General features: G+C 54.2%; 19 protein-coding genes, 1 rRNA gene and 1 riboswitch. Of the genes, 5 read left to right on the top strand and 15 right to left on the bottom strand.

Annotated features, from left to right (window positions below; genetic code table 11):
- The 3 genes from ACLW56_RS13400 to btuB form a co-directional block, all read right to left on the bottom strand.
- Nucleotides 1-125: ribosomal RNA gene (locus tag ACLW56_RS13400) — 16S ribosomal RNA — on the bottom strand; the annotation flags it as partial.
- Between the two features lie 368 nt (nt 126-493).
- Nucleotides 494-1,360 carry a glutamate racemase gene (gene murI / locus ACLW56_RS13395; protein WP_330984268.1) on the bottom strand — a complete coding sequence of 289 codons (867 nt, stop codon included), beginning with the start codon at nt 1,358-1,360 and terminating at the stop codon, nt 494-496.
- Complete coding sequence (btuB, locus tag ACLW56_RS13390; protein ID WP_330984267.1) at nt 1,305-3,140, bottom strand: TonB-dependent vitamin B12 receptor BtuB; 1,836 nt, start codon at nt 3,138-3,140, stop codon at nt 1,305-1,307. Before btuB ends, murI begins: the two co-directional genes overlap by 56 nt.
- A 65-nt stretch (nt 3,141-3,205) precedes the next feature.
- Nucleotides 3,206-3,400, bottom strand: a riboswitch (cobalamin riboswitch).
- 115 nt (nt 3,401-3,515) lie between these two features.
- Between btuB and trmA the strand changes: the two genes are divergently transcribed.
- The gene (gene trmA / locus ACLW56_RS13385; RefSeq protein ID WP_330984266.1) at nt 3,516-4,616 is read left to right on the top strand and encodes a tRNA (uridine(54)-C5)-methyltransferase TrmA; all 1,101 of its coding nucleotides are present in this window, start codon (nt 3,516-3,518) and stop codon (nt 4,614-4,616) included.
- A gap of 83 nt (nt 4,617-4,699) precedes the next feature.
- On the opposite strand, the gene ACLW56_RS13380 is transcribed toward trmA, so the two are convergent.
- Nucleotides 4,700-5,059, bottom strand: coding sequence for a YijD family membrane protein (locus ACLW56_RS13380; RefSeq protein ID WP_330984265.1), 360 nt, complete (start codon nt 5,057-5,059; stop codon nt 4,700-4,702).
- A gap of 15 nt (nt 5,060-5,074) precedes the next feature.
- Entirely contained in the window at nt 5,075-5,707 is a 633-nt protein-coding gene (gene fabR, locus ACLW56_RS13375) for an HTH-type transcriptional repressor FabR (protein ID WP_330984264.1), read from the bottom strand.
- A 197-nt stretch (nt 5,708-5,904) separates the two neighbouring features.
- On the opposite strand from fabR, the gene sthA reads away from it, so the two are divergent.
- A complete protein-coding gene (gene sthA / locus ACLW56_RS13370) occupies nt 5,905-7,305 on the top strand; it encodes a Si-specific NAD(P)(+) transhydrogenase (protein ID WP_330984263.1) in 1,401 nt (466 codons plus the stop codon).
- On the opposite strand, the gene oxyR is transcribed toward sthA, so the two are convergent.
- The 4 genes from oxyR to argC all read right to left on the bottom strand — a co-directional run bounded on the left by oxyR (nt 7,288) and on the right by argC (nt 11,823).
- Nucleotides 7,288-8,205, bottom strand: a complete 918-nt coding sequence (oxyR, locus tag ACLW56_RS13365) for a DNA-binding transcriptional regulator OxyR (protein WP_330984262.1) — start codon at nt 8,203-8,205, stop codon at nt 7,288-7,290. The genes sthA and oxyR overlap by 18 nt on opposite strands.
- 321 nt (nt 8,206-8,526) lie before the next feature.
- A complete protein-coding gene (gene argH, locus ACLW56_RS13360) occupies nt 8,527-9,900 on the bottom strand; it encodes an argininosuccinate lyase (RefSeq protein WP_330984261.1) in 1,374 nt (457 codons plus the stop codon).
- Between the two features lie 126 nt (nt 9,901-10,026).
- A complete protein-coding gene (argB, locus tag ACLW56_RS13355) occupies nt 10,027-10,803 on the bottom strand; it encodes an acetylglutamate kinase (protein WP_330984260.1) in 777 nt (258 codons plus the stop codon).
- A 15-nt stretch (nt 10,804-10,818) separates the two neighbouring features.
- Complete coding sequence (gene argC / locus ACLW56_RS13350; protein ID WP_330984259.1) at nt 10,819-11,823, bottom strand: N-acetyl-gamma-glutamyl-phosphate reductase; 1,005 nt, start codon at nt 11,821-11,823, stop codon at nt 10,819-10,821.
- An 88-nt stretch (nt 11,824-11,911) separates the two neighbouring features.
- Here argC and argE point away from each other — a divergent pair, with 88 nt between their 5' ends.
- Together argE and ppc are read left to right on the top strand one after the other, a co-directional pair.
- Nucleotides 11,912-13,063, top strand: coding sequence for an acetylornithine deacetylase (gene argE / locus ACLW56_RS13345; RefSeq protein WP_330984258.1), 1,152 nt, complete (start codon nt 11,912-11,914; stop codon nt 13,061-13,063).
- A 350-nt stretch (nt 13,064-13,413) separates the two neighbouring features.
- Entirely contained in the window at nt 13,414-16,065 is a 2,652-nt protein-coding gene (gene ppc, locus ACLW56_RS13340; protein ID WP_330984257.1) for a phosphoenolpyruvate carboxylase, read from the top strand.
- A gap of 309 nt (nt 16,066-16,374) precedes the next feature.
- On the opposite strand, the gene katG is transcribed toward ppc, so the two are convergent.
- Nucleotides 16,375-18,555: a catalase/peroxidase HPI gene (katG, locus tag ACLW56_RS13335; protein ID WP_330984256.1), complete on the bottom strand. Its 2,181-nt coding sequence runs from the start codon at nt 18,553-18,555 to the stop codon at nt 16,375-16,377.
- Nucleotides 18,556-18,838: 283 nt separating this feature from the next.
- On the opposite strand from katG, the gene ACLW56_RS13330 reads away from it, so the two are divergent.
- Nucleotides 18,839-19,636 carry an AraC family transcriptional regulator gene (locus ACLW56_RS13330; protein ID WP_330984270.1) on the top strand — a complete coding sequence of 266 codons (798 nt, stop codon included), beginning with the start codon at nt 18,839-18,841 and terminating at the stop codon, nt 19,634-19,636.
- Here ACLW56_RS13330 and ACLW56_RS13325 read toward each other — a convergent pair.
- From ACLW56_RS13325 to ACLW56_RS13305, 5 genes are read right to left on the bottom strand one after another with little or no spacing between them, the layout of a single operon-like run.
- Nucleotides 19,626-19,979, bottom strand: coding sequence for a PTS fructose-like transporter subunit IIB (locus tag ACLW56_RS13325; protein ID WP_330984255.1), 354 nt, complete (start codon nt 19,977-19,979; stop codon nt 19,626-19,628). The two genes, ACLW56_RS13330 and ACLW56_RS13325, sit on opposite strands and share 11 nt — an antisense overlap.
- A gap of 1 nt (nt 19,980) precedes the next feature.
- Entirely contained in the window at nt 19,981-20,856 is an 876-nt protein-coding gene (locus ACLW56_RS13320; protein WP_330984254.1) for a [formate-C-acetyltransferase]-activating enzyme, read from the bottom strand.
- On the bottom strand, nt 20,822-23,119 hold the full coding sequence (locus tag ACLW56_RS13315) for a formate C-acetyltransferase (protein WP_330984253.1): 2,298 nt from the start codon (nt 23,117-23,119) through the stop codon (nt 20,822-20,824). The genes ACLW56_RS13320 and ACLW56_RS13315 overlap by 35 nt, the downstream gene beginning before the upstream one ends.
- 56 nt (nt 23,120-23,175) lie before the next feature.
- The gene (locus ACLW56_RS13310; RefSeq protein WP_330984252.1) at nt 23,176-23,496 is read right to left on the bottom strand and encodes a PTS fructose-like transporter subunit IIB; all 321 of its coding nucleotides are present in this window, start codon (nt 23,494-23,496) and stop codon (nt 23,176-23,178) included.
- Between the two features lie 12 nt (nt 23,497-23,508).
- Nucleotides 23,509-24,588 (bottom strand): PTS fructose transporter subunit EIIC, encoded by a 1,080-nt coding sequence (locus tag ACLW56_RS13305; RefSeq protein WP_330984251.1) that lies wholly within the window; start codon nt 24,586-24,588, stop codon nt 23,509-23,511.
- Nucleotides 24,589-24,847 lie beyond the last annotated feature (259 nt).

Genomic DNA, 24,847 nt, shown 5'->3' with positions numbered 1-24,847 from the left:
AGACATTACTCACCCGTCCGCCACTCGTCAGCAAAGCAGCAAGCTGCTTCCTGTTACCGTTCGACTTGCATGTGTTAGGCCTGCCGCCAGCGTTCAATCTGAGCCATGATCAAACTCTTCAATTTAAAGTTTGATGCTCATGAAAAAACTATCGTAATGAATTACGTGTTCACTCATAAGACTTGGTATTCATTTTTCGTCCGAGGACGTTAAGAATCCATGTCACTTTGAGTGCCCACACAGATTGTCTGATAAATTGTTAAAGAGCAGTTGAAACGCGGCTTTCGCTCACCGTTTCGAGGTCCCGTATAATACGTTTTCCTCTTTCAGAGTCAAGCATTTATTTTTCGCTTTTCTCTGTCAGAATTTCCGGAGAAACCCTGCTGACCCGGCGGCTTGCCTGCCGTTGTTCCGTGTCAGTGGAGGCGCATTATAGGGAGTTCTGAGACGTTGACAAGAGCTGTTTGCAAAAAAGATTTCAACCGTCTCTTTTTTACTCAAACGCCTGGTTAACAGCCAGTTTTTCGAGCCTTTCGAAGCCATAACGCTGTAAAACGGGGAAAAGTTGTTCAGTTTCTGCCGTCTGTGCCATACAGAAGGCAATATTAGACTCTGTCGATTTCGCGTCTGGCGCTTCATGCTCCAGAAGCCATGCCGTGCGTCGTGCAATCGCAGCCCCAGAATCTACCAGCCGGGTTCCTTCTGGTAACACTTCAAGCAGCTCCTCTTGTAATAGAGGGAAATGAGTGCAACCCAGCACAACAGTATCTGGCGGCTCTGGCATTCTCAGCCACGGCTTCAGGATGCGACGGAGTTCATCGAGCGGCACCGGCTCACCGTGTAATTTCGCTTCCGCCAATACCACCAGCTCAGCAGAACCCAGCATTTCTATCTGGCATTCGTTAGCAAAGCGCTCAATCAGCTCATGCGTATAAGGGCGCTTAACCGTTCCGCGCGTCGCCAGTAGCCCAACAATGCCATTGGCGGTTAAACGTGCCGCGGGTTTTATTGCAGGCACAACGCCCACAACCGGGAAGGCAAACTTTTCGCGTAATGCAGGAAGTGAAACGGTACTCGCGGTGTTACAGGCAATCACGGCAAGTGCCAGTGGATAACGAGCCTGTACCGCCGTCACAATTTCAAGGACACGCTCAACAATGAAAGCTTCAGTCTTCTCTCCATAAGGAAAGGCGACATTGTCGAAAGCGTAGATGTAATGGAGATCCGGCAGCAGGTGCCGAATCTCATCATAGACCGACAACCCACCGACCCCGGAATCAAACACCAGGACGGTGGGACGTAGATCAGAAGGTGTAGCTGCCAGACAAGGTGTATTCCCGTCCTGCAGTTTCGTAGCCATAAACTGTCTCGTAATCTTTATCGAACAGATTAGCGATTTTACCACGAACTGTAAGGTTAGAGGTGATCGGATATGAAACCGCCACATCCCACAGGCTGACGCCGCCCATTTTCACAGTCTGGTAGGTGTTGAAGTCTGTATCGTAGCGAGAACCGAGATATTGGTAGGTCAGCCCCCAGTCGAAGTCATACACCTGCCAGTCGAGCTGATACTTCACCTGCTGTTTGGCGCGACGCGACAACAGCTCATTGGTCTGAGCGTCACGAGCATCCAGATAGTCATAACTTACGGTATGCGCCAATGGTCCCGTGTCGAACGATGCGGAGGCTTCAACACCTTTAATACGCGCTTTGCCTACGTTGTAGTATTTCTGCAGATGGCTGTCGTAATCGATGAGGTTATCCACATCATTACGGTAGCCCGACAGGCGCCAGTTCACACCAGCAGTCAGGCCTTCAAATGCACCTTCCCACTGCTTGCTCTCTTCTGGATCAAGATCTTCGTTGCCGTAGAAGCCATAAAGCTGACCAAGATTAGGCGCTTTGAACGCGGTGCCATAGGAAGCAACGAAGCGGTAGCCTTCAACAAACTCCCAGGCCGCACTGCCCTGCCAGGTACCATGAGTACCAAACTGAGAGTTATCATCGCCGCGGGCTGCACCTTCGAAGGTGAAATCACCCAATTGCTGCAGGCCAGTCAAATAAATGCCGGTGTTACGCAAGTCATAGCCATTGGTAACGTAGCTTGTCCCTGGCTCGGTGCTTTGCTTCTGCCAGTCAACGCCCGCGCCGATGTTGCCATGACCAATATCGACAGAGTTAGCCCACTGGAGATTGTACTGCTGGACCTCATCGAGGGTCGCCGTTGAGTCATAGCGACCCAGATTTGGATCGTAGTTATAGTCTTTGCTGTGGCTGTAGCTGGAAAGCAGTTGGGAATGGAAGATGTCATTGTTGAAACGAACACCCACATCCCAGGTTTGACTATAGAGTTGGCGGGTATCCACTGTGGAATCAGGGCTGGAATAACCGTCATACGCAGTACGGTTGTCGTAACCATAACCACGAACAAATGCGCTCCATTCATCGGAGAAGCTATGTTCCAGAGCGCCATACAGCGTTTTACTCATAAAACCGTCGCGATCAGGCTGAGCGACACCGCCGTTGTTGCCATCCGCTACCACATCATAGCCTTTGGAATAGGTGTAATCCCCGGAGAGCGTAACGCGTGTATTGTCGCCGAGCTTTTGCTGCGTGCTGGCGTTGTAATCCTGATAACCGTGTGAGCCCACGCCTGCATTCAGCGTAGTGCCATCTTTCTCACGGGTAGTAATAATGTTGATTACACCACCGATAGCATCGGAGCCATACACCGCAGAACGTGGTCCTCGAACATATTCGATACGCTGTACCAGGCTAATAGGGAACTGGCTCAAATCTGACGAACCACTAACACCAGCCTGGTTCAGGCGAATACCATCCACCAAAATCAGCACATGGCTGGAGTTGGTACCGCGAATGAAAACAGAGGAGAGCTGACCCATACCGCCGTTTTGGGCGATATCCACACCCGGCAGTCGACGCATGACGTCCGTCAGAGATTGAGACTGCCAGCGATCGATATCCTGACGGGTAACGACACTCACTGGCGCCAGAACGGTATTAACAGGCTGTTGAAAACGATTTGCCGTAACGACCATCGTGTCTGAGCTGCTGTCCTGCGCCCAGCCAGAAAATGCTGTGACGGAGAGCGCCGTCAGCAGCGAAGCTTTTTTAATCATTGTTAAAGCATCCAATAAATAAGAAGGATGCCGCTGGCTTCATCAGTAGTTCGCGATGATGAAGATCCGTTGCGACGTACTCCGGCAGGTCTTCGGGCTAGAAGGCCCCCGAACAAAATCGGGGTAATGAAATGAAGACTTCCCGCCAAAGGCAGTGTCTGCTTACGCTCTCATTTCGCCTTACTTTACCGCTGCGCGTCAGCTCCAGATTTGCACTGGATTCCCTTTTAACTCACAAGACCGGAAACAGGATGCTACATTCAGTAACAGGCTTATGTCGAGGAAGTCCCGCTTCGTTTCGGAAAACATCAAGGCTGGACATCCTCTGAGCATTCCCTACAATCCCCGCGTTATTCATCTCTTTCAGGAAGCATCATGACCCCCGAACACCTGCCGACAGAACAGTACGAGGCCCAACTGGCGGAGAAAGTCGTCCGCCTGCAAAGTATGATGGCGCCCCATAACGCACCCGTTCCGGAGGTGTTCCGCTCGCCTGTGAGCCATTACCGTATGCGCGCCGAGTTCCGCATGTGGCACGACGGAGACGATCTCTATCACATCATTTTTGATCAAGAGACGAAGCAGCGTATTCGCGTCGATACCTTCCCGGCGGCCAGCGAGTTAATCAACGCATTAATGAAAGCGGTGCTGGACGGCGTAAAAGCAGAGAAAACGCTGCGTCACAAGCTGTTCCAGATTGATTACCTGACCACCATGAGCAATCAGGCGATTGTCTCTCTGCTTTATCATAAGAAGCTGGATGAGGAATGGCAGGAAGCGGCAACCAAACTGCGTGATGCCCTGCGTGTCGCCAACCTGAATGTGCACCTGATTGGCCGTGCGACGAAAACCAAAATCGCGCTGGATCAGGACTATATTGATGAACGCCTGCCGGTTGGCGGTCGTGAAATGATTTACCGCCAGGTGGAAAACAGCTTCACCCAGCCGAACGCCGCGATGAACATTCAGATGCTCGAATGGGCACTGGATGCTACGCAAAACTCGAAAGGTGATTTGCTGGAACTGTACTGCGGCAACGGCAACTTCTCGCTGGCGCTGGCGCGAAACTTTGATCGCGTACTGGCGACAGAAATTGCCAAACCGTCTGTCGCCGCGGCGCAGTACAACATTGCCGCCAACCACATTGATAACGTGCAAATCATCCGTATGTCAGCGGAAGAGTTTACTCAGGCAATGAACGGCGTGCGCGATTTCAACCGCTTGCAGGGCATTGATTTGAAGAGCTATCAATGTGAGACGATTTTCGTTGATCCCCCGCGCAGCGGGCTGGACAGCGAAACCGAGAAGATGGTGCAGGCCTACCCACGCATCCTTTATATCTCCTGCAATCCGGAAACACTCTGCAAGAATCTGGAAACGTTAGGTCAAACCCACAAGGTAGAACGTCTGGCGTTATTTGATCAGTTCCCTTACACCCATCATATGGAGTGTGGGGTCTGGTTAACCAGGAGATAAATCCTTTGTAGGCCGGATAAGCGAAGCGCCATCCGGCAAAATGGCAGGTAGCGTGATGCTTACCTGCCTTAAAAACAACGAAATTACTCAGTCACTTCCGCTTTGCGGTTACGCATCCTGAAAGCAATCCAGAACACCATCACCACCGACAGTACTGCCGGGAAGAAGTTAGAGCCAATATCCGGATATTCTGCACGCACGACAGTGCTGTACACCAACACCCCCAGAATGAAACAGGCGGCGGCAAGCCCTGGCAGGCCAACAGGCATGGTGCGATTTTGATAACGTTGATGCAGACAATACACCGTCAGCACCAGCGCGATAAGCGGGAAGACGGAAAACGGCACGATAGAACTGAAGAGTGCAGCGAATGTTCCGTTAATGGATAAACCAGCGATCAGCGCCAGCAACAACGTACCTCTGTCTTGACCTGTCTGTTTCATTGCTTGTCCTTCACGTTATTCAGAATGATGTGTCTTTTCTTGTTCGCGGCGATACCAGTAATACGCGCCTTTGGAGATCATCCTCAGTTGCAATACCAGTCGCTCTTCTAATTGTCGGCGTTGCTCAGGGCCGACATCCAGTGCCTCCGCGCCCGCACTGAAAACAATGGTCACCATCGCTTCGGCTTGTGCCTCAGTAAAGGCGCGCGGCATATGGTTTTCGATTTCCAGATAGTCAGCAAGTTCCGCAATAAAGTGCTGAATTTCACGCGCCACCGCGGCACGAAACGCCGCAGAGGTGCCGGAACGTTCACGCAGCAATAAGCGAAAGGCGTTCGGATTATTACCGATAAACTCCATAAAGGTAGAAACAGAGGTACGGATAACGCTGCCGCCTTTGGCGATGCGCTGGCGTGCCTGACGCATCAGCTGGCGCAGCATCAACCCGCTTTCGTCTACCATGGTCAGCCCGAGTTCATCCACATCGCGGAAATGGCGATAAAACGAGGTTGGCGCAATACCCGCCTCACGTGCCACTTCACGCAGGCTGAGGCTGGCAAAACTTCTTTCCCCGCTCAACTGGCTAAATGCGGCTTCCACCAGCGAACGCCGGGTTTTTTCTTTTTGTTGCGCTCTTACGCCCATCACGATGTCTGAATCCTTCCCTCTGCGTTGCTGGCACTATACCAGAGATTAAAACTAATCTGTTTGAGGTGCTTTGTGAATGATTGTTTACGCGCGGTTTGTGCTTTGATGCCGGAAAAAAGCACAACGATAATTGGGTTATCCCGGCAATGATGTTAGTATTCTGTTGCTTTTATGTATAAGAACAGGTAAGCCTTACCATGCCACACACCTACGATTATGATGCAATAGTAATTGGTTCTGGCCCGGGCGGCGAAGGTGCCGCAATGGGGCTGGTCAAGCTTGGAGCCCGTATCGCCGTTATTGAGCGCTATCATAACGTCGGCGGCGGTTGTACCCACTGGGGGACTATCCCGTCGAAAGCGCTCCGTCATGCCGTCAGCCGCATTATTGAATTCAACCAGAACCCTCTCTACAGCGACCACTCCCGACTTCTTCGTTCCTCTTTTGCCGATATTCTCAATCATGCCGACAGCGTGATTAACCAGCAGACGCGGATGCGACAAGGATTCTACGAGCGCAACCACTGCGAAATTCTTCAGGGTAACGCTCACTTTATTGATGAACACACTATCGCGCTGGAATGCCACGACGGGTCTGTCGAAACGCTGACAGCAGAGAAGTTCGTTATCGCCTGCGGCTCTCGTCCTTATCGCCCGGACGACGTGGATTTCTCGCACCCGCGCGTTTATGACAGCGATTCTATTCTCAGCCTGCACCACGAACCACGCCATGTGATCATCTATGGTGCGGGGGTGATCGGCTGTGAATATGCGTCGATCTTCCGCGGAATGGAGGTCAAGGTCGACCTGATCAACACCCGCGATCGCCTGCTGGCATTCCTCGATCAGGAAATGTCAGACTCCCTCTCGTACCACTTCTGGAACAGCGGCGTCGTGATTCGCCATAACGAAGAGTATGAGAAAATTGAAGGCTGCGATGACGGCGTCATCATGCACCTGAAATCCGGGAAGAAGCTCAAGGCCGACTGCCTGCTGTATGCCAACGGTCGTACCGGTAACACCGACTCCCTGGCGCTGGAAAATATCGGTCTGCAAACCGACAGCCGCGGTCAGTTGAAGGTTAACAGTATGTACCAGACGGCGATCCCGCATATCTATGCGGTGGGCGACGTTATCGGTTACCCGAGCCTGGCTTCAGCGGCCTATGACCAAGGTCGTATCGCCGCACAAGCGATGGTGAAAGGGGAAGCAACAGCGCACCTGATTGAAGATATTCCAACCGGGATCTACACCATTCCGGAAATCAGTTCTGTTGGTAAAACCGAGCAGCAGCTGACGGCGATGAAAGTGCCGTATGAAGTGGGTCGGGCGCAGTTTAAGCACCTGGCGCGAGCACAAATCGTGGGGATGAACGTGGGAACCCTGAAGATCCTGTTCCATCGGGAAACCAAGGAAATTTTGGGGATCCACTGCTTCGGGGAGCGCGCGGCCGAAATCATTCACATCGGCCAGGCGATAATGGAGCAGAAAGGTGGCGGTAACACCATCGAGTACTTCGTTAACACCACCTTTAACTACCCGACCATGGCGGAAGCCTATCGGGTAGCGGCGCTGAATGGCTTAAACCGCCTGTTTTAACGGCTTGTCGAAATGGCCATCCATCTGCGTACGGATGGCCTCTGCCAGCTGCTCATAGCGGCTGCGCAGCGGTGAACCCGGACGGTAGACCAGGCCGACAGTACGACGAGGCTCAGGTTTAATGCACGGCAGGTAAACCACGCCATCGCGTTTACGTTCTGGTGGAACAGCCAATGCAGGCAACAGCGTGATACCACTGCCTGCGGCCACCATATTACGCAGCGTTTCCAGGCTGGTTGCGCGGAAGTGGGTATCTTCATCTGCACCCGCTTCAAAGCAAAAACCCATCGCCTGATCGCGTAAGCAGTGCCCATCTTCCAGCATCAGCAATTTTTCACCGGCCAAATCGGCCATCGGTACCACGTCGCGGTTAGCCCAGGGATGGTCGGCGTAAATCGCCAGCACCATCGGCTCATCAAACAGCGGCACCTCAATAAAGGCTTCGCTCTCTTTGACCAGCGCAAGAATGGCACAGTCGAGTTTGCCGCTGTCGAGTTGCGCCAGCAGCTGGTGCGTCTGCGCTTCATGCAGATACATTTCGAGTTTCGGGAAGGCCTGATGCAACATCGGAATGATGTGCGGCAGCAGATAAGGGCCAACGGTCGGGATCAGGCCAATATGCAGCGGCCCGGACATGGTTTCGCCCTGCTGACTTGCCATCTCCTTGAGCACTTTGACCTCACGCAGCACCGTCCTCGCCTGATCCACCAGCAGCAAACCGGCCTGGGTGAACAGCACTTTACGGCTGGTGCGCTCCAGCAGCATCACCCCAAGCTCATCTTCCAGCTTGCGGATCTGCCCACTTAACGTCGGCTGGCTGACGTGGCAGGAGTCCGCCGCACGGCGAAAATGACGATGCTCAGCTAACGCTACCAGGTATTCAAGATCACGAATATTCATTATTCATCCTCCGTCGCCACGATAGTTCATGGCGATAGATAGCATAGCAACGAACGATTATCCCTATCAAGCTTTCTGGTCAATAATAGCGCACATAAACGAGGCGGTACCTCATTAACCCTTGAAGCCACCGACCCCGTTCAGAGCTCTCTCTGATATGAATAACGAAAGCCAACGTGAACTTTGCGGACCCCGTGGTCCGCTTTTTTTTGCATAAAAAAAAGCCAGGCGATAAGCCAGGCTCTGTTTTTGTAGGCCGGATAAGCAAAGCGCCATCCGGCAGTTTCCCCGGCGGCGCTCTGCTTGCCGGGGCTACAGAATTTACCCTAAGCGGCTGCGGGCATCCGAAATCGCCTGAGCCACCTGCTTCGGCGATACGCCACCTTTCGCAGCACGCTTATCCAGGCACGATTGCAGCGCCAGAATCGGATAAACATCATCGCCAATCACTGCGCTAAACTTCTGCAGGTCGGAAAGGGGGAGATCTTCCAATGGTTTACCCTGACGAATAGCTTCCACTACCGCTTCACCGACGATATGGTGCGCTTCGCGGAACGGCACGCCTTTCGCGACCAGGTAATCAGCCAACTCTGTAGAGTTCGCATAACCCTGCTGCGCCGCTTCCTGGCAGCGTGGGCGTTTCACCTGAATGCCATCGAGCACCAACGCCGCCATATGCAGGCAGTCGAGCCAGGTGTCCAGCGCGTCGAACAGCCCTTCTTTGTCTTCCTGCATGTCTTTGTTATAGGCCAGTGGCAGGCCTTTGAGGGTCATCATCATGCCCGTCAGCGCGCCTTGCACGCGGCCGCATTTGCCACGAATCAGCTCCAGCGCATCCGGGTTTTTCTTCTGCGGCATCAGGGAAGAGCCAGAAGTTACGCGATCAGAAAGCTCAACAAAGCCCGCTTCACCGGAATTAAAGAAAATCAAATCTTCGGCGAAGCGTGAAAGGTGAACCATTCCGATGGATGCATTCGACAACAGTTCCAGCACGTGGTCACGGTCGGACACGCTATCGAGGCTGTTGCGAGTCGCAGAAGCAAACCCTAACCAGCCAGCCAGCTCATCGCGATCGATTTCATAGGCCGTTCCCGCCAGCGCGCCGCTGCCCAACGGGCTGACATCAAGGCGTCTTAACGTGTCCTGCAAACGGCTTTCATCACGCGCCAGCATCTCAACATACGCCAGGCTCCAGTGCGCAAACGTCACAGGCTGTGCACGCTGAAGATGGGTATAACCCGGCATCACGGCATCCTGATTGTTCTGCGCCGTCTCAACCAAAGCGCCCTGCAATTGACGAGTGGCGCTGAGCAGTTCGGTGATGGTGTCTTTACACCACAGTTTGAGATCGGTCGCGACCTGATCGTTACGGCTACGGCCGGTGTGGAGTTTCTTGCCTAACTGGCCAACTTTGTCGATAAGCTTGCCTTCCACCCAGCTGTGAATGTCTTCGGCATCGCTTTCAAGGATTTGCTGCGGGTTCGCCCGCACCTCTTCCAGCAGCACATTCAACGCTCCTTCAAGCTGCTGCTGTTCACTGCTGGTCAGCACGCCGACAGTCACCAGCGCTTTGGACCAGGCAACAGAGCCAACGATATCCTGCTCCGCCAGGCGATAGTCAAAGCGCAAAGAGTCGTTGAACTGTTTGAACCGCTGATCTGCTGCCTGAGTAAAACGCCCGCCCCAAAGTGCCATAACATGCTTCCTTATTAATTTGTTTTTTGCCGGATGGCGCTACGCTTATCCGGCCTACGGTGTTTACCGTAATAACATCATCGTCTTTGAAGGCCCGGCAAGCGATGCGCCGCCGGGCATGAAATATTAAGCCAGAATACGCGTGCCAATCGGCGTGCCGTTAAACAGCGACGGCAACTGCTCGGCATGACGCCACGAGGCGATATCAACCGGGCGGCCCAGCGTACGCGCCGCATCTAGCGCCGCATTCACTTTCACAATCATGCCATCGGTGATGATGCCCTGGTCGATAAGCTGCTCTGCTTTCGCCGCAGTCATCTCCGCAATGCGCTGGCCTTTGCCATCCAGAATGCCGCTAACATCGGAAAGCAGAATCAAATCGGCACCCAGCGTTGCCGCCAGCGCAGTAGCCGCCTGATCGGCGTTCACGTTCATCAGCTGGCCTTCTTCGGTCACGCCGATGGAACTCACCACTGGCAGGAAACCGCCTTCCAGCAGAGTGTTAATCAGGGTTGGTGAACCCGGCTGTGCCAACCCAACGTGACCCAGTTCTTCGTCGAGCTGGGAAACTTTCACGCTGTCACCGTCGCCGAGATACAAACCGACAGACGCAATATGGTGCTTCTTCGCCCACGCCAACAGCGTTTTATTAGCTGTTCCCGCCAGCGCACCAGTGATGATGTCAATTTGATCGGCAGGCGTAACACGCAGGCCATTTTTCTTTTTCACCGGCAGATTGAGCCCTTTCATCAGCTCATCCACCACGCAGCCGCCCCCGTGAACAATCACCAGCGGGCGCTTGTGCTCAGCGCGGTAGTTCACCAGCGCAGTAAACAGACGCTCCAGCGCTTCTTCGCTGTCCAGCAGTACACCACCGAGTTTGATAATTAATGGATTCATCATCGCGCCTGTTATTCGTTAAAGAAGAGACTGGGTTTCGGCAAAGCCAAAACGAATGTTCGCACACTGTATCGCCTGTGCCGCTGCGCCTTTCAGCAGATTGTCTTCTGCGGCAACAACAATCAGGTGTTCGCCCTGAACGGCAAAGCCGATATCGCAGAACGGCAGACCGACCACATTTTTCAGGGCCGGAACGCCGTTGTCGTAAAGACGGACCAGAGGCTTGCTGGCATAGGCTTGTTGGAAAACGTCTGCAACCTGCTCACGAGTCACTCCCGCTTTCAGACGGCAGGTGATCGTTTCCAGAATACCGCGTTTAAAGTTACCCAGGTGCGGAGTGAAAATCACCTCTGCGCCAAGGTGAGTGGTAATTTCTGGGTGGTGGCGATGATTGAACACGCCATACGGCTGCAAACTCACTTCACAGAAGCTATTGGAAATGGCCGCTTTACGCCCGGCACCGCTGACACCACTGGTGGCGTTGATCACCGGCCATTGGGAAAGATCTAACAACCCGGCGTCGATCAACGGTTTCAATGAGAGCTGCGCCGCCGTTGGGTAACACCCTGGCACCGCAATCAGATTCGCTTCTTTGATGTTATCGCCGCTCCACTCCGCCAGGCCGTAAACTGCCTGCTCCAGCAGCTGTGGGTGCTGGTGAGTGAAACCGTAATATTTTTGATAAAACTCAGCATCGTTGACGCGGAACGCGCCGGAGAGGTCGAACACCACGCAGCCAGCATCAAGAAACTGCGGTGCCAAATCGTGGCTCACTTCATGGGCTGTTGCGAGGAACACCACATCGACGCCCGCGCTGAATTCACGAATATCAGACATCGGCTGAAGCGGCAAATCGACAATGCCTTTCAGCTGCGGATGCAGGTCGGAGATTAACTTTCCGGCGTCATTGCTTTGCGCTGAGACCGTCAAAGCGGTTATGTTCATGTGCGGATGACGATTTACGTAACTCACCAGCTCAGCGCCTGCATAACCGCTTGCGCCTACAATCAGCGTATTCAACATCGGGTTCCTTTATGCTCAACGATAATGTATTTTTATTCACTAATAGTGAATGAATATTGATACTATCATGACCTGAGGTGTGTCAACAATGAAAAACAATTTACCGCCCTTTATCGAGATTTACCGCGCATTGATCGCCACACCGTCCATCAGCGCCACCGAGGAATCCCTCGACCAAAGTAATGAAGGTTTAATCAATCTGCTGGCGGATTGGTTCGCCACGCTCGGCTTCAAAGTCGAGATCCAGCCGGTGCCCGGCACTCGCCACAAATTCAATATGCTAGCCAGCACGGGAACCGGCGCAGGCGGATTATTGCTGACAGGCCATACCGACACCGTCCCGTTTGATGACGGACGCTGGACGCTCGACCCGTTTACCCTGACCGAACACGACAACAAGCTTTACGGCCTGGGTAGCGCCGACATGAAAGGCTTCTTCGCCTTCATTCTTGATGCCCTGCGTGATGTTGACGTGACACAGCTGAAAAAACCGCTCTACATTCTGGCGACCGCCGATGAAGAGACCAGCATGGCAGGCGCCCGCTATTTCTCAGAATCCACGACCCTGCGCCCGGACTGCGCCATCATCGGCGAGCCGACATCACTACAGCCCGTGCGTGCGCACAAAGGCCATATCTCCAGTGCGATCCGCGTGTTAGGCCAATCTGGTCACTCCAGCGATCCGGATCGCGGCGTGAACGCCATTGAGCTGATGCACGATGCAATTGGGCGAATTATGCAATTGCGCGACTCGCTGAAAGAGCGCTATCACTACGATGCGTTTGCTGTGCCATATCCAACGCTGAACCTGGGAGCCATTCACGGCGGCGATGCGTCCAACCGAATTTGCGCCTGCTGCGAACTGCACATGGACATTCGTCCGTTGCCGGGGATGACGCTCGACGATCTCAACGGCCTGCTGACAGAAACGCTGGCTCCGGTCAGTGAAAAATGGCCGGGTCGCCTGACCGTTTCTGAACTGCATCCGCCGATTCCGGGTTATGCCTGCCCGCCGGATCATCAGCTGGTTCAGGTGGTGGAAAAACTGCTCGGCACAAAAACCGAAGTGGTGAACTACTGCACCGAAGCGCCGTATATTCAGACGCTGTGCCCAACGCTGGTGTTGGGGCCTGGCTCTATCAATCAGGCGCATCAGCCGGATGAATATCTCGAAACGCGCTTTATCAAACCGACCCGCGAGCTGATCACTCAAGTTGTGCAGCATTTTTGCTGGCACTGATTTGACTAAATAATGCCCGGTGGCGCATAGCTTACCGGGCCTACTCCCCCTTTTCCCCTTGTAGGCCGGGCAAACGAAGTGCCGCCCGGCATAAGTGATCTCATTCACATTTTCATAAGCAACGCTTATCTCACTCGCGCTGAGTTAAATTTGGCAAATTACGGGCATTTATTCGTTTGCTGAACCGATTTCGCAGCAATTGACGTAGGGGTTTTTACGTGGCTTTATAAAGTGAAGACGAGAAAATACCGAAAAGCATGTCCGAACGATTTTGACTCACCGTAAACGGTCACGTTGCGGTTGTGCAAAATCCCGGGACATACATAAATGAGATGGGGTGTCTGGGGTTTATGAACGAACAATATTCCGCTTTGCGCAGTAATGTCAGTATGCTCGGTAAGGTGTTAGGCGAAACCATCAAGGATGCACTTGGTGAAAACATTCTTGATCGCGTTGAAACCATTCGTAAGTTGTCAAAATCTTCCCGTGCGGGCAATGAAGCCAATCGCCAGGAATTGCTGACCACATTACAGAATCTGTCTAACGATGAGCTGCTCCCGGTAGCCCGCGCCTTTAGTCAGTTTCTGAATCTGGCGAATACCGCCGAGCAATACCACAGCATTTCACCGAAAGGTGAAGCCGCCAGCAACCCGGAAGTGATTGCTCGTACGCTTCGTAAACTCAAAGATCAGCCTGATCTCAACGAAGCGACCATCAAGAAAGCGGTCGAAGCGCTGTCGCTCGAACTGGTTCTGACCGCTCACCCCACGGAAATCACGCGTCGTACACTGATCCACAAAATGGTGGAAGTGAACACCTGCCTGAAACAGCTCGATAACAAAGATATCGCCGACTACGAACAGCACCAGTTGATGCGCCGTCTGCGCCAGCTGATTGCCCAGTCCTGGCATACCGATGAAATTCGTAAACACCGCCCAAGCCCGGTTGATGAAGCCAAATGGGGTTTTGCGGTCGTTGAAAACAGCCTGTGGGAAGGTGTACCAAACTACCTGCGCGAACTGAACGAACAGCTCGAAGACAATCTGGGATATCGCCTCCCGGTCGATTTCGTTCCTGTACGTTTCACCTCATGGATGGGCGGCGACCGTGATGGCAACCCGAATGTGACCGCCGACATCACCCGCACCGTGCTGTTGCTGGGCCGCTGGAAAGCGACCGATCTGTTCCTGAAAGATGTTCAGCTGCTGATCTCCGAACTGTCGATGGTCGAATGCACCGATGAGCTGCGCGAATACGTCGGCGAAGCGGGTGCCACCGAACCGTACCGCTACTTGCTGAAAACCCTGCGCAGCCAGCTGATGGCAACACAGGCATGGCTGGAAGCACGTCTGAAGGGCGAAAAACTGCCTAAGCCGGCTGGCCTGATCACGCAGAACGAACAACTCTGGGAACCGCTGTACGCCTGCTACAAGTCTCTGCAATCCTGCGGGATGGGCATCATCGCCAACGGTGAACTGCTCGATACCCTGCGCCGCGTGAAGTGTTTCGGCGTGCCGCTGGTGCGCATCGACGTACGTCAGGAAAGTACTCGTCATACAGAAGCGCTGGGCGAGCTGACCCGCTATCTCGGCATTGGTGATTACGAAAGCTGGTCTGAAGCCGACAAACAGGCCTTCCTGATCCGTGAACTGAATTCCAAACGTCCGCTGCTACCACGTCAGTGGGAGCCAAGCGAAGAAACCCGCGAAGTGCTCGACACCTGCAAAGTGATTGCCGAAGCGCCGAAGGGTTCCGTGGCGGCGTACGTTATCTCTATGGCAAAAACACCTTCTGACGTGTTGGCTGTACACCTGCTGCTGAAAGAAGCGGGTATCGGCTTTGCGCTGCCGGTGGCGCCACTGTTCGAAACGCTGGATGACCTCAACAACGCCAACGATGTGATGACGCAACTGCTGAACATCGACTGGTATCGTGGCTTTATCCAGGGCAAACAGATGGTGATGATTGGCTATTCCGACTCCGCAAAAGATGCAGGCGTAATGGCGGCATCCTGGGCGCAATATCAGGCTCAAGACGCGCTAATCAAAACCTGCGAAAAAGCGGGCATCGAGCTGACGCTGTTCCACGGTCGCGGCGGTTCTATCGGTCGTGGCGGCGCGCCTGCGCATGCGGCGCTGCTCTCTCAGCCTCCAGGAAGCCTGAAAGGCGGCCTGCGAGTGACTGAACAAGGCGAGATGATCCGCTTCAAATACGGCCTGCCAGAAGTCACCATCAGCAGCCTGTCGCTCTACACCAGCGCGATTCTGGAAGCGAACCTGTTGCCACCGCCAGAACCGAAAGCCGAATGGCGCCACATTATGGCGGAGCTGTCCGACATTTCCTGCGACATGTATCGCGGCTATGTGCGTGAAAACAAAGACTTCGTCCCGTACTTCCGTTCTGCCACGCCAGAACAGGAACTGGGCAAACTGCCGCTGGGTTCTCGCCCTGCGAAGCGTCGTCCAACCGGCGGCGTGGAATCCCTGCGCGCCATTCCATGGATTTTCGCCTGGACGCAGAACCGTCTGATGCTGCCAGCCTGGCTGGGTGCAGGTGCTGCACTGCAAAAAGTGGTGGAAGACGGCAAACAGAGCGAACTGGAAACCATGTGCCACAACTGGCCGTTCTTCTCTACCCGTTTAGGCATGCTGGAGATGGTCTTCGCCAAAGCTGACCTGTGGCTGGCAGAGTACTACGATCAGCGTCTGGTGAAGAAAGAGCTGTGGCCACTGGGCGCAGAACTGCGTGAGCTGCTGGAAGCGGACATTAAAGTTGTGCTGGATATCGCCAACGACTCGCACCTGATGGCCGATTTGCCGTGGATTGCAGAGTCCATTCAGTTGCGTAACGTCTACACCGACCCGTTGAACGTATTGCAGGCTGAACTGCTGCACCGTTCACGTCTGGCCGAGGAAGAAGGCAAAGAGCCGGACCCACGCGTTGAACAGGCGCTGATGGTCACTATCGCAGGTGTTGCGGCAGGTATGCGTAATACCGGTTAATCGCGTGCTGTCGGGTGGCGCTACGCTTACCCGACCTACAAAATCCTGTAGGCCGGGCAAACAACGTGCCGCCCGGCAATTTCGCAAATGCCCAAACAAAAATCCCCGCTCGAAAGCGGGGATTGAGAGTGATGACAAACCTCTAACGAATGAAATTCGTCATAGGGTACCGAATAAAAAAACAAGGAAAATCAATTTATTGATTTTCGGCTGATAACCACAAAGAAGGAAAAACCACGCTTTTTCCTTCTTTGTCAGCAGTCTGAATCCCCGCTCGAAAGCGGGGATTTTTTTACCTCTGAGACAGGCTTACTGCAGGTCGAAGCGATCCAGGTTCATCACTTTCACCCATGCCGCCACGAAGTCTTTTACAAACTTCTCTTTGGCATCTTCGCAGGCATAAACTTCTGCCAGCGCACGCAGGACGGCGTTAGAGCCAAACACCAGGTCCGCACGGGTTGCAGTGTGTTTCACTTCACCGCTCTGACGGCAACGCCCTTCGAACAGTTCGTTAGACGGGTCGGCGGCTTTCCACTCGTTGCGCATGTCCAGCAGGTTGACGAAGAAGTCATTGCTGAGCACGCCCACACGGTCAGTAAACACGCCGTTGTTGCTGCCATCAAAGTTGGCACCCAGAACACGCAACCCCCCCACCAGCACGGTCAGTTCCGGCGCGGTCAACGTCAGTTGCTGCGCTTTGTCGATCAGCAGGGATTCGGTGGTTGCCGCATCCAGACGAGCGCGATAGTTACGGAAACCATCGGCTACCGGCTCCATCAGGCTGAACATTTCGATGTCGGTCTGATCCTGGCTGGCATCCACACGGCCCGGCGTAAACGGCACATGAATATTCACGCCAGCAGCTTCCGCCGCTTTTTCGACACCGACCACACCAGCCAGCACAATGATGTCTGCCAGAGAAGCACGGCGAGAAGATTTATAAATCGCTTCCAGCGCCGGAAGCGCTTTAGCAGCAAGAGCGTTCACATCCCAGTCACGCTGAGGTGCCAGCGCCAGACGAGCACCGTTGGCCCCGCCACGCTTATCGCCACCGCGGAAGGTGGAAGCCGACGCCCACGCAACAGACACCAGTTCACTCACAGAAAGCCCGGAGTGTGCAATTTCTGCCTTCAGAACGTCGATATCTTCAGCGGTTGGGTCAAAGAACGCTTTCGGCAGCGGATCCTGCCAAATCAGATCTTCGTTCGGCACTTCTGGTCCGATGTAACGCGCTTTTGGCCCCATATCGCGGTGAGTCAGTTTGTACCACGCGCGAGCGAAGGCTTCGTTAAAGGCCTGCGGATCGTTGAGGAAGCGACGGGAGATTTTCTCGAAGTCCGGATCAAAACGCAGCGTCAGGTCGGTAACGAGCATCGTTGGCTTACGTTTTTTGGACGGGTCGAACGGATCAGGAATGATTTCTGGCGCATCCACCGCTTCAAACTGAATCGCACCTGCCGGGCTGCGAGTCTGTACCCACTCATATTTGAACAGGTTCTCGAAGAAGGAGTTGCTCCACTGAGTTGGCGTTTGAGTCCATACCACTTCCAGGCCAGAAGTGATGGCATCAGCACCCACGCCGCTGCCGTGTGTACTTGCCCAACCCAGGCCTTGTGCTTCAATTGGGGCCGCTTCCGGGTCAGCACCCACGTGGGTTGCTTCGCCCGCACCGTGAGTTTTCCCTAATGTATGACCACCGGCGATGAGCGCGACGGTTTCTTCGTCGTTCATGCCCATGTTACCGAAGGTGGCTCGGATGGCAGCCGCCGCAGACAGCGGTTCGCCGCTGGCGTTTGGCCCTTCCGGGTTCACGTAAATCAGGCCCATTTCGGTAGCGGCTAACGGACGTTTAGCCAACGCTTCCGGATCACGGTGTTTCAGCCAGGTCGTTTCATCGCCCCAGTTGACGTCCATATCCGGTTCCCAAACGTCTTCACGCCCGGCACCAAAGCCGAAGGTACGGAAGCCGGAGTTTTCCAGCGCCACGTTACCCGCCAGAATGAACAGGTCGGCCCAGGAGATTTTCTGGCCGTATTTCTGTTTGATTGGCCACAGCAGACGGCGTGCTTTATCCAGGCTGACGTTGTCCGGCCAGGAGTTCAGTGGGGCAAAGCGCTGCTGACCACGTCCCGCGCCGCCACGACCATCAACGGAACGATAGGTCCCTGCGCCGTGCCACGCCATACGAATAAACAGGCCAGCGTAGCTGCCCCAGTCGGCAGGCCACCATGGCTGCGAATCAGTCAGCAGCGCTCTGAGATCGCCTTTCAGAGCGGAATAATCTAATTTGCTGAATTCTTTACGGTAATCAAAATCTTCGCCCAGCGGGTTAGAGCGACTGGAGTGCTGATTGAGAAGATCGACGCGAAGTTGTTTTGGCCACCAGTCTCGGATGCTGGTCCCTGCGCCTGCGCTTTCGTCATGGCTGCCCTGATGGAATGGGCACTTTGCTGCGGATAACGTGTTGTGATCGTTTTCTTGATTGCTCATCTTCCTGCTCCCTTCAGTGTTTTAATACCAGGATATACAGCTCTGCAGATAAGTTATAGATGAAAAAATCTACAGATTTGATAGCTGATTCCTTCTGGCCATGAACACCATAACAAAAGATGTTCATAGAAATGTCGACGAATCCGTAAACTTTCAACAATAAGCCTGGATTATGCAGGGGAAAGAGGCCAATGATCTGTCAGCGTTTTTTCGTAAATCATTCAGGAGAGGTGAAGTAGTGGAACAAACCGACAGCAACATCGCCCGAATCGTTACGTCATTGATGTCATCAATGGACGCCTTGAATATCTGCTACTTTGCGCACGAAAACGGCACGGTGCCGCCGCTGGCCTTCCAGGTCGATTTCCCGAGGCTTGAAATTGTGTTGAAGGGTGAAATTTGCGACGGGCCGTTCAGCCTCAAAGCTCATGATTTGCTGTATGTGCCAGCCGGCAGCTGGAACTGCCCGCAGTGGGAGAAACCCGCCACCACGCTCAGTATTTTATTTGGTAAACAACAGCTTGGCTTCAGCGTGCAATACTGGGATGGGCAGCAGATCCAGAACGTGATGAAACAGCATGTGGCGCGTCGTGGCCCTCGCGTTGGCTCTTTTTTATTGCAGGCACTCAATGAAATCCGCATGCAGCCGCAGGATAACAACACCGCAAGGATGATTGTGATGAGCCTGCTGAGCCACTGCGCCGATCTGCTAAGCAGCCAGATTCAGACCGCGTCGCGCAGCCAGGCGCTGTTCGAGGCGATTCGCGATCATATTGATGCGAATTATGCCGACGCCCTTAGCCGGGACTCTGTCGCCCATGCGTTTTATATATCGCCCAATTATCTGTCGCACCTGTTCAATAAAAGCGGTGCGTTAGGCTTTAACGAATATCTGAACCACACCCGGCTCGAAAAAGCCAAAGCGCTGCTCAAAGGGTACGACATGAAAGTGAAGGAAGTGGCGCATGCCTGCGGCTTCACCGACAGTAACTATTTCTGTCGACTGTTTCGCAAAAACACCGACCGTTCGCCGTCGGAATATCGCCGGCAATATCACAGCCAGCTGTTGGTTAAAGAGTGATATGAGTGTGTTGCGGGGCCGAAAGCAGTTTGCGCACCGCGCTCATCACCTTTTGCGGTTCGCGTAAAAAAGTATTGATGCCTGAACGAACGTACCGTGCGTCGCCAAAACGCTCTTCGCCGCTCAAATCGATATCGGTGATAAGCAACACCACATCGGCTCGTGAGATATCTTCGAGGCTCAGCGCATTTTCAATCCCGAGTGCGCCCTGAGTTTCAATCTTGACGGTCCATTTTTCCTGCTGACATAGCTTCTCCAGACGCTCTGCTGCCATGTAAGTGTGGGCCACGCCGCTCACGCAAGCCGTCACCGCTACCAGAAATCTTCCGCCCGTACCCGTCACGTTATCCTCCTACCGTTACATGAAAACCCTCTGCTTCTGCTTTGCCACGAACGCGAGCAATGTCTTCCGCCGTCGGCGGCACACACGCTTTCATCGCCCATTCGCCGCCCAACAATCGGTATTTTGGTTCGCCATACTGGTGAAAGGGAAGCAAATGCAGTTCTCGTATGCCGGTCGGGGCCAAAAAAGCCAGCACGCGTCGCACATTTTCGTCTTCCAGAGTGAACCCCGGAATCAACGGAAGACGCGGAATGACGTTGATCCCTTCTCTCACCAGCGCTAAAAAATTCTCCTGCACGCGTGGCTGATTCATTTTCACTACCGCCTGAGCGCGCGCAGGCTCCATTATTTTTAGATCGAAGAGCACTTCGTCGCACTGCTGAGCCAAAGGCAGCAGGCGATTCAAGGGTGCATCGCCCGCCGTTTCGATCGCGGTATGCAAACCCGCTTTGCGTAATCTTTTCAGAAAGCGAGTCGCGAACCCCGCCTGCATTAACACTTCGCCGCCCGAAAGCGTGATGCCCCCGCCTGAAGTGCGATAAAAAACCTCGTCTTTCAGCACCTCACGCTCAAGTTGCTCAAGCGTCACATCCCTGCCAATCCGTTCAAATGCCCCTGAAGGGCATTCGTCTGCATCACGTAAACAGGGCGCACAGTGCAGGCATTTACTCTCGCGACGCACCGTTTGGATAGCAGGCGAAAGGGATTCCGGGTTAGCGCACCAAGGGCACCGGTGCGGGCAGCCTTTGAAAAAAACCACCGTACGGATGCCCTGCCCATCGTTCAGGGAGTAGCGCTGAATGTTGAAAATGCGCGCCGTGTCAGCGCGCGTCTCCAGCACCTCACAATTGATGTGCGGTGCGGCGGATAATGTCATCCTGGATCTCCTTCGACAGCTCGACAAAGAAGGCGCTGTAACCCGCCACGCGCACCACCAGCCCGGCGAAATCTTGTGGTCGCGCCTGCGCTTCACGCAGGGTATCGGCATTCACCACGTTAAACTGGACGTGCTGCAATTTCAGCCTGGTGAAAGCCCGCAGAAAGTCAGCCAGCTTATTCAGCCCGGCATCACCTTCCAGCGTCGCGGGTGTGAATTTCACATTCAATAATGTGCCGTTAGACAACAACGTGTTATCCAGCTTACTCACCGATTTCAGCACGGCGGTTGGCCCCTGCATGTCCTGCCCGAGCATCGGTGACAAGCCGCCGTCGGCCAGTTGCTCGCCCGCGTAGCGTCCGTCTGGCGTTGCGCCGACCACCGCGCCCAACGGCACATGAGCGGAAACAGTGTACGACCCTGGCGTAAATTGCCCTCCGCGCGGATTACGGTATTTTTCCACTTCTTTGCAGTAGTAGCGCAGCAAATCGGCGCTGATGTTGTCCACTTCGTCGATATCATTGCCGTATTTCTCAAAGCGGTTGATCAGCCGGGCGCGAATTTTCTCGCCTTCTGGCGTCGCAAAGTTGGCTTTCAGTACCGCCAGCAGCTCATCAAAACTCAGCCTTTGCTGATCAAACACCATGCCTTTCAGGGCATGCAGAGAATCACTGAGGTTGGCGATGCCGATCCCTTGTACGCCCGAGAAGTTGTAACGAGCGCCGCCTTCGGTGACGTCTTTCCCGTTCTCCAGACAATCGCTGATGAACGACGACAGCAGCGGTACCGGTGCCCAGTCGCGATGGCCGATATCGCAGATGTTGCTGCCTTCGGCCATCAGTGAAATGAAGTGTCTGGTCTTCGCGCGGATTTTGTCCAGCAGGGTATCCCAACTGATGTCCGCGTTACCTTCGTGCTCCTGCAATACAATTTCCATGACTTTCAGCAGGTTAAACATCGCGATATCGTGCAGCCCGTAGGTTTTCCCGGGAATAGAAAGCTCCACGCAGCCCACGACGGAATAATCACGCGCATCTTCCAGCGAAACGCCTCGATTCAGGAAAGCAGGCACAACCACTTCATCGTTAAAAATCTGCGGAATACCGGTGCCCAGACGAACCGTTTCTGCCGTTTTGTGTAAGAACGGCCCATCAATCAGCTCATTCACGCGCACGCCCAGGTTTGGCTGTGGCAGACGGACATTCTGATAGGCATCAAGGCACAGGAAGGAGAGAATATTTACCGCGCTGCGGCCGTTTTCCGTCAGACCGCCAAGCAGGGCGGTGTAGCCCGTCGGGAAGCCTGCGAAATAGCGCGCGCTGCTGGTTGAACGCAGCAGCACCACGTCGTTGCACTTCACCCACAGCGATTCAAGCATCTCGCGCAGGAAAGCAGGATCCTCACCCTGGCTCAGCGAGGCCTGATAAAAAGGCAGCATGTACTGATCGAAACGCCCGATGGAGAGCGAACTCGCATTCGACTCATACTGCAAAATCACGTTCATGTACCAGAACAGCTGACACGCCTGCCAGAACGTCTTCGGCTTGTGTTCTGCGTTATGGCGTGAAATCTCAGCCATTTGGCGCAATTCTTCCGCCCGTTTCGCGTCCTGACACTCAAGCGCCATCGCATCGGCAAGCACGGCGTAGCGCAGAATATGACGCTGCGAGGCTTCCAGCAGTAACAACGCGGCAGCATAAAAATCATTATCCTGCTCACGCTGACAGAGCGTTTTCAGCTCGGCCACTAGCGCACCCAAGCCATTTTCCAGCAGGCGTGGGTAATCGATGATGATGTGCCCTTGCCCCTTGTCGGTCTGGTTAACGCTAAAGATTTGCGTCGCGACCGCCGCTTTGACCTCATCCGACATTCTGGCGTTGATGAAATCCTTCATCGACCGTTTTTCCCAGTAAGGGAAAAGCTCTTCGCGATAGATTCGTTTGTCGTCTTCGCTGATCGCAAACTTGTCCTGTGGGCGGCTTGAAAACTGATCCAGTTCTTTCAGCAACCAGTACGGGTCCATTTCCGGTGACATAATGCCAGCGCGCGGCTGCACGGTTCGGTTCCCGGCAATCAGCTCCTCATCACGAATCGCTATCTCCACCTTATCCAGAATATGCGCCGTCGCTTTGGCTCTGCGCAGGACAACCGGCTCGCCTTCCGTCTGCCGATGGCTTTCGGTATACAGCAGCGCGCGCTCAAGGGAAATTTCACGGGGATGGGCAAACAGGGCGTCTTTCAGGCGTTGAATGCGATTCGTCATGGGGCACTCCTTTTTTGAGGTCAGGCGGCCCGCCCAAACAGAAGCGGGCCGGTGTGCTAAGCGGTTTGCGTCAGGTGGGATTCAATCTTGTTCATGATGGCGTCGGCGCGTTTTACCGCATCGCTGATGTTGACGCGGACAATCGTTTTGCCTTGAAAACGCTCTTCAAATTTGATGCCGATATCTTTGGTGAGGATAACCATGTCAGCGGCTGCCACATCTTCCGCCGTCAGGGTATTTTCCTGGCCAATCGAGCCTTGCGTTTCCACTTTGACCTGCCAGCCTTTGGCTTTCGCCGCGGCTTCCAGCGCTTCGGCAGCCATGTAGGTATGAGCGACACCGGATGGACAAGCCGTTACTGCGATAATTGAAATCATGGTCATTCCCTCTTAGTTAATCTCGAAATCCAAATCCAGGTCGTCTTCTTTCTCAACAACCGGTTTTTGCTGTTTACGTGCCAGGCTTTTCAGAACGTTGACGCTAACGGCCGTCACCACAGCGCCCACCGCAACCGCCGCGATATACCCCAACTTGCCATCGACCACTGGCAGCACAATCAGCCCGCCCCAGCCCGCATAACATTGCGCGCCGATGACCGCAGCGGTAACCGCGCCGCACGCAGAACCCAGCATGATGGAGGGGATGACGCGCAATGGGTCGGCGGCGGCAAATGGGATTGCGCCTTCGGTCACGCCCACGCAGCCCATGACCAGTGCCGCTTTTCCGGCTTCTCGTTCTTCCGCGCTGAAGTTATTGCGCTTAATCAGCGTTGCCAGCCCCAGCCCAAGCGGCGGGACACAAATCGCGACAGCAGCAATCGCCACCACCGTATAAACGCCCTGCGCCACACAGATAAGCATGAAAGCGTAAGCCACTTTGTTGACTGGCCCGCCCATGTCGAACGCCAGCATCAGGCCCATCACAATCGCCAGCACAACGATGCTGCCTTGCTGCATCCCTTGCAGCCAGCTGGTGAGACTGTGGGTTAACGCACCAACCGGTTCGCCAAGGCCCCACATCATGATCCCGGCGGTAACAAAAGTGCCGATAATCGGGATGACAAAGATGGGCATGACCGAGCGCAGGACTTTCGGTACGGGAATGCGCTTGAGATAGAAGACGACGATCCCGCCGATAATCCCGCCGATGATCGCGCCGAAGAAGCCTGCGCCAAAACTGTTACCGACCCAGGCACCAATGGCGCAAGGTGCCAATGCAGAGCGTTCCGCAATGGAATAACCGATGTAAGCGGCCAGGAAAGGCACCATCAGGGTTAGCCCCGCCACGCCAATATCAAACAGCTTTTTCAGGTTGGGATCTGTTGCGGCATCAGGCACAGCGCCTTTGCCATACAGCATGACGGACACCGCGAGCAGAATGCCCCCGGCGACCACGAACGGGATCATATGCGACACGCCGGTCATTAAATGCTGACGGGTGTTTTTGAGGATGTGCACCAACTCTTTCATTTGCTGCTCCCGGGCCACAGGCCCATATCCATAACGTTGTTGGGGCAACAATAGGCAATCGGAAGCGCAACAGACAGTGGACAAAAAGGCCATTTACTGGATTTTTGTAATGCTTAGTGAAAAATGGGATCGCTCTCAAAGAGTTGAGCATTTCAGCCAAAAGTGCGGATTCGCTGCAACCTGTGAGCGATATCGCATTTCAACAGGGATAATACATTTATCCAGTTTTTAGCCGTTTTGTCAGATAGCCCCTGCCCTT

The organism is Pantoea sp. sgz302252 (assembly GCF_047713085.1).
Classification (GTDB): domain Bacteria; phylum Pseudomonadota; class Gammaproteobacteria; order Enterobacterales; family Enterobacteriaceae; genus Scandinavium.
This window is presented reverse-complemented; position numbering and strand designations above follow the sequence as displayed.

Excerpts from the sequence above, each read along its gene's own strand:
- murI (WP_330984268.1), bottom strand. The coding sequence starts at position 1,360 with ATGGCTACGAAACTGCAGGACGGGAATACACCTTGTCTGGCAGCTACA.
- btuB (WP_330984267.1), bottom strand. The coding sequence starts at position 3,140 with ATGATTAAAAAAGCTTCGCTGCTGACGGCGCTCTCCGTCACAGCATTT.
- trmA (WP_330984266.1), top strand. The coding sequence starts at position 3,516 with ATGACCCCCGAACACCTGCCGACAGAACAGTACGAGGCCCAACTGGCG.
- ACLW56_RS13380 (WP_330984265.1), bottom strand. The coding sequence starts at position 5,059 with ATGAAACAGACAGGTCAAGACAGAGGTACGTTGTTGCTGGCGCTGATC.
- sthA (WP_330984263.1), top strand. The coding sequence starts at position 5,905 with ATGCCACACACCTACGATTATGATGCAATAGTAATTGGTTCTGGCCCG.
- oxyR (WP_330984262.1), bottom strand. The coding sequence starts at position 8,205 with ATGAATATTCGTGATCTTGAATACCTGGTAGCGTTAGCTGAGCATCGT.
- argH (WP_330984261.1), bottom strand. The coding sequence starts at position 9,900 with ATGGCACTTTGGGGCGGGCGTTTTACTCAGGCAGCAGATCAGCGGTTC.
- argB (WP_330984260.1), bottom strand. The coding sequence starts at position 10,803 with ATGATGAATCCATTAATTATCAAACTCGGTGGTGTACTGCTGGACAGC.
- argC (WP_330984259.1), bottom strand. The coding sequence starts at position 11,823 with ATGTTGAATACGCTGATTGTAGGCGCAAGCGGTTATGCAGGCGCTGAG.
- argE (WP_330984258.1), top strand. The coding sequence starts at position 11,912 with ATGAAAAACAATTTACCGCCCTTTATCGAGATTTACCGCGCATTGATC.
- ppc (WP_330984257.1), top strand. The coding sequence starts at position 13,414 with ATGAACGAACAATATTCCGCTTTGCGCAGTAATGTCAGTATGCTCGGT.
- katG (WP_330984256.1), bottom strand. The coding sequence starts at position 18,555 with ATGAGCAATCAAGAAAACGATCACAACACGTTATCCGCAGCAAAGTGC.
- ACLW56_RS13330 (WP_330984270.1), top strand. The coding sequence starts at position 18,839 with ATGTCATCAATGGACGCCTTGAATATCTGCTACTTTGCGCACGAAAAC.
- ACLW56_RS13320 (WP_330984254.1), bottom strand. The coding sequence starts at position 20,856 with ATGACATTATCCGCCGCACCGCACATCAATTGTGAGGTGCTGGAGACG.
- ACLW56_RS13315 (WP_330984253.1), bottom strand. The coding sequence starts at position 23,119 with ATGACGAATCGCATTCAACGCCTGAAAGACGCCCTGTTTGCCCATCCC.
- ACLW56_RS13310 (WP_330984252.1), bottom strand. The coding sequence starts at position 23,496 with ATGATTTCAATTATCGCAGTAACGGCTTGTCCATCCGGTGTCGCTCAT.
- ACLW56_RS13305 (WP_330984251.1), bottom strand. The coding sequence starts at position 24,588 with ATGAAAGAGTTGGTGCACATCCTCAAAAACACCCGTCAGCATTTAATG.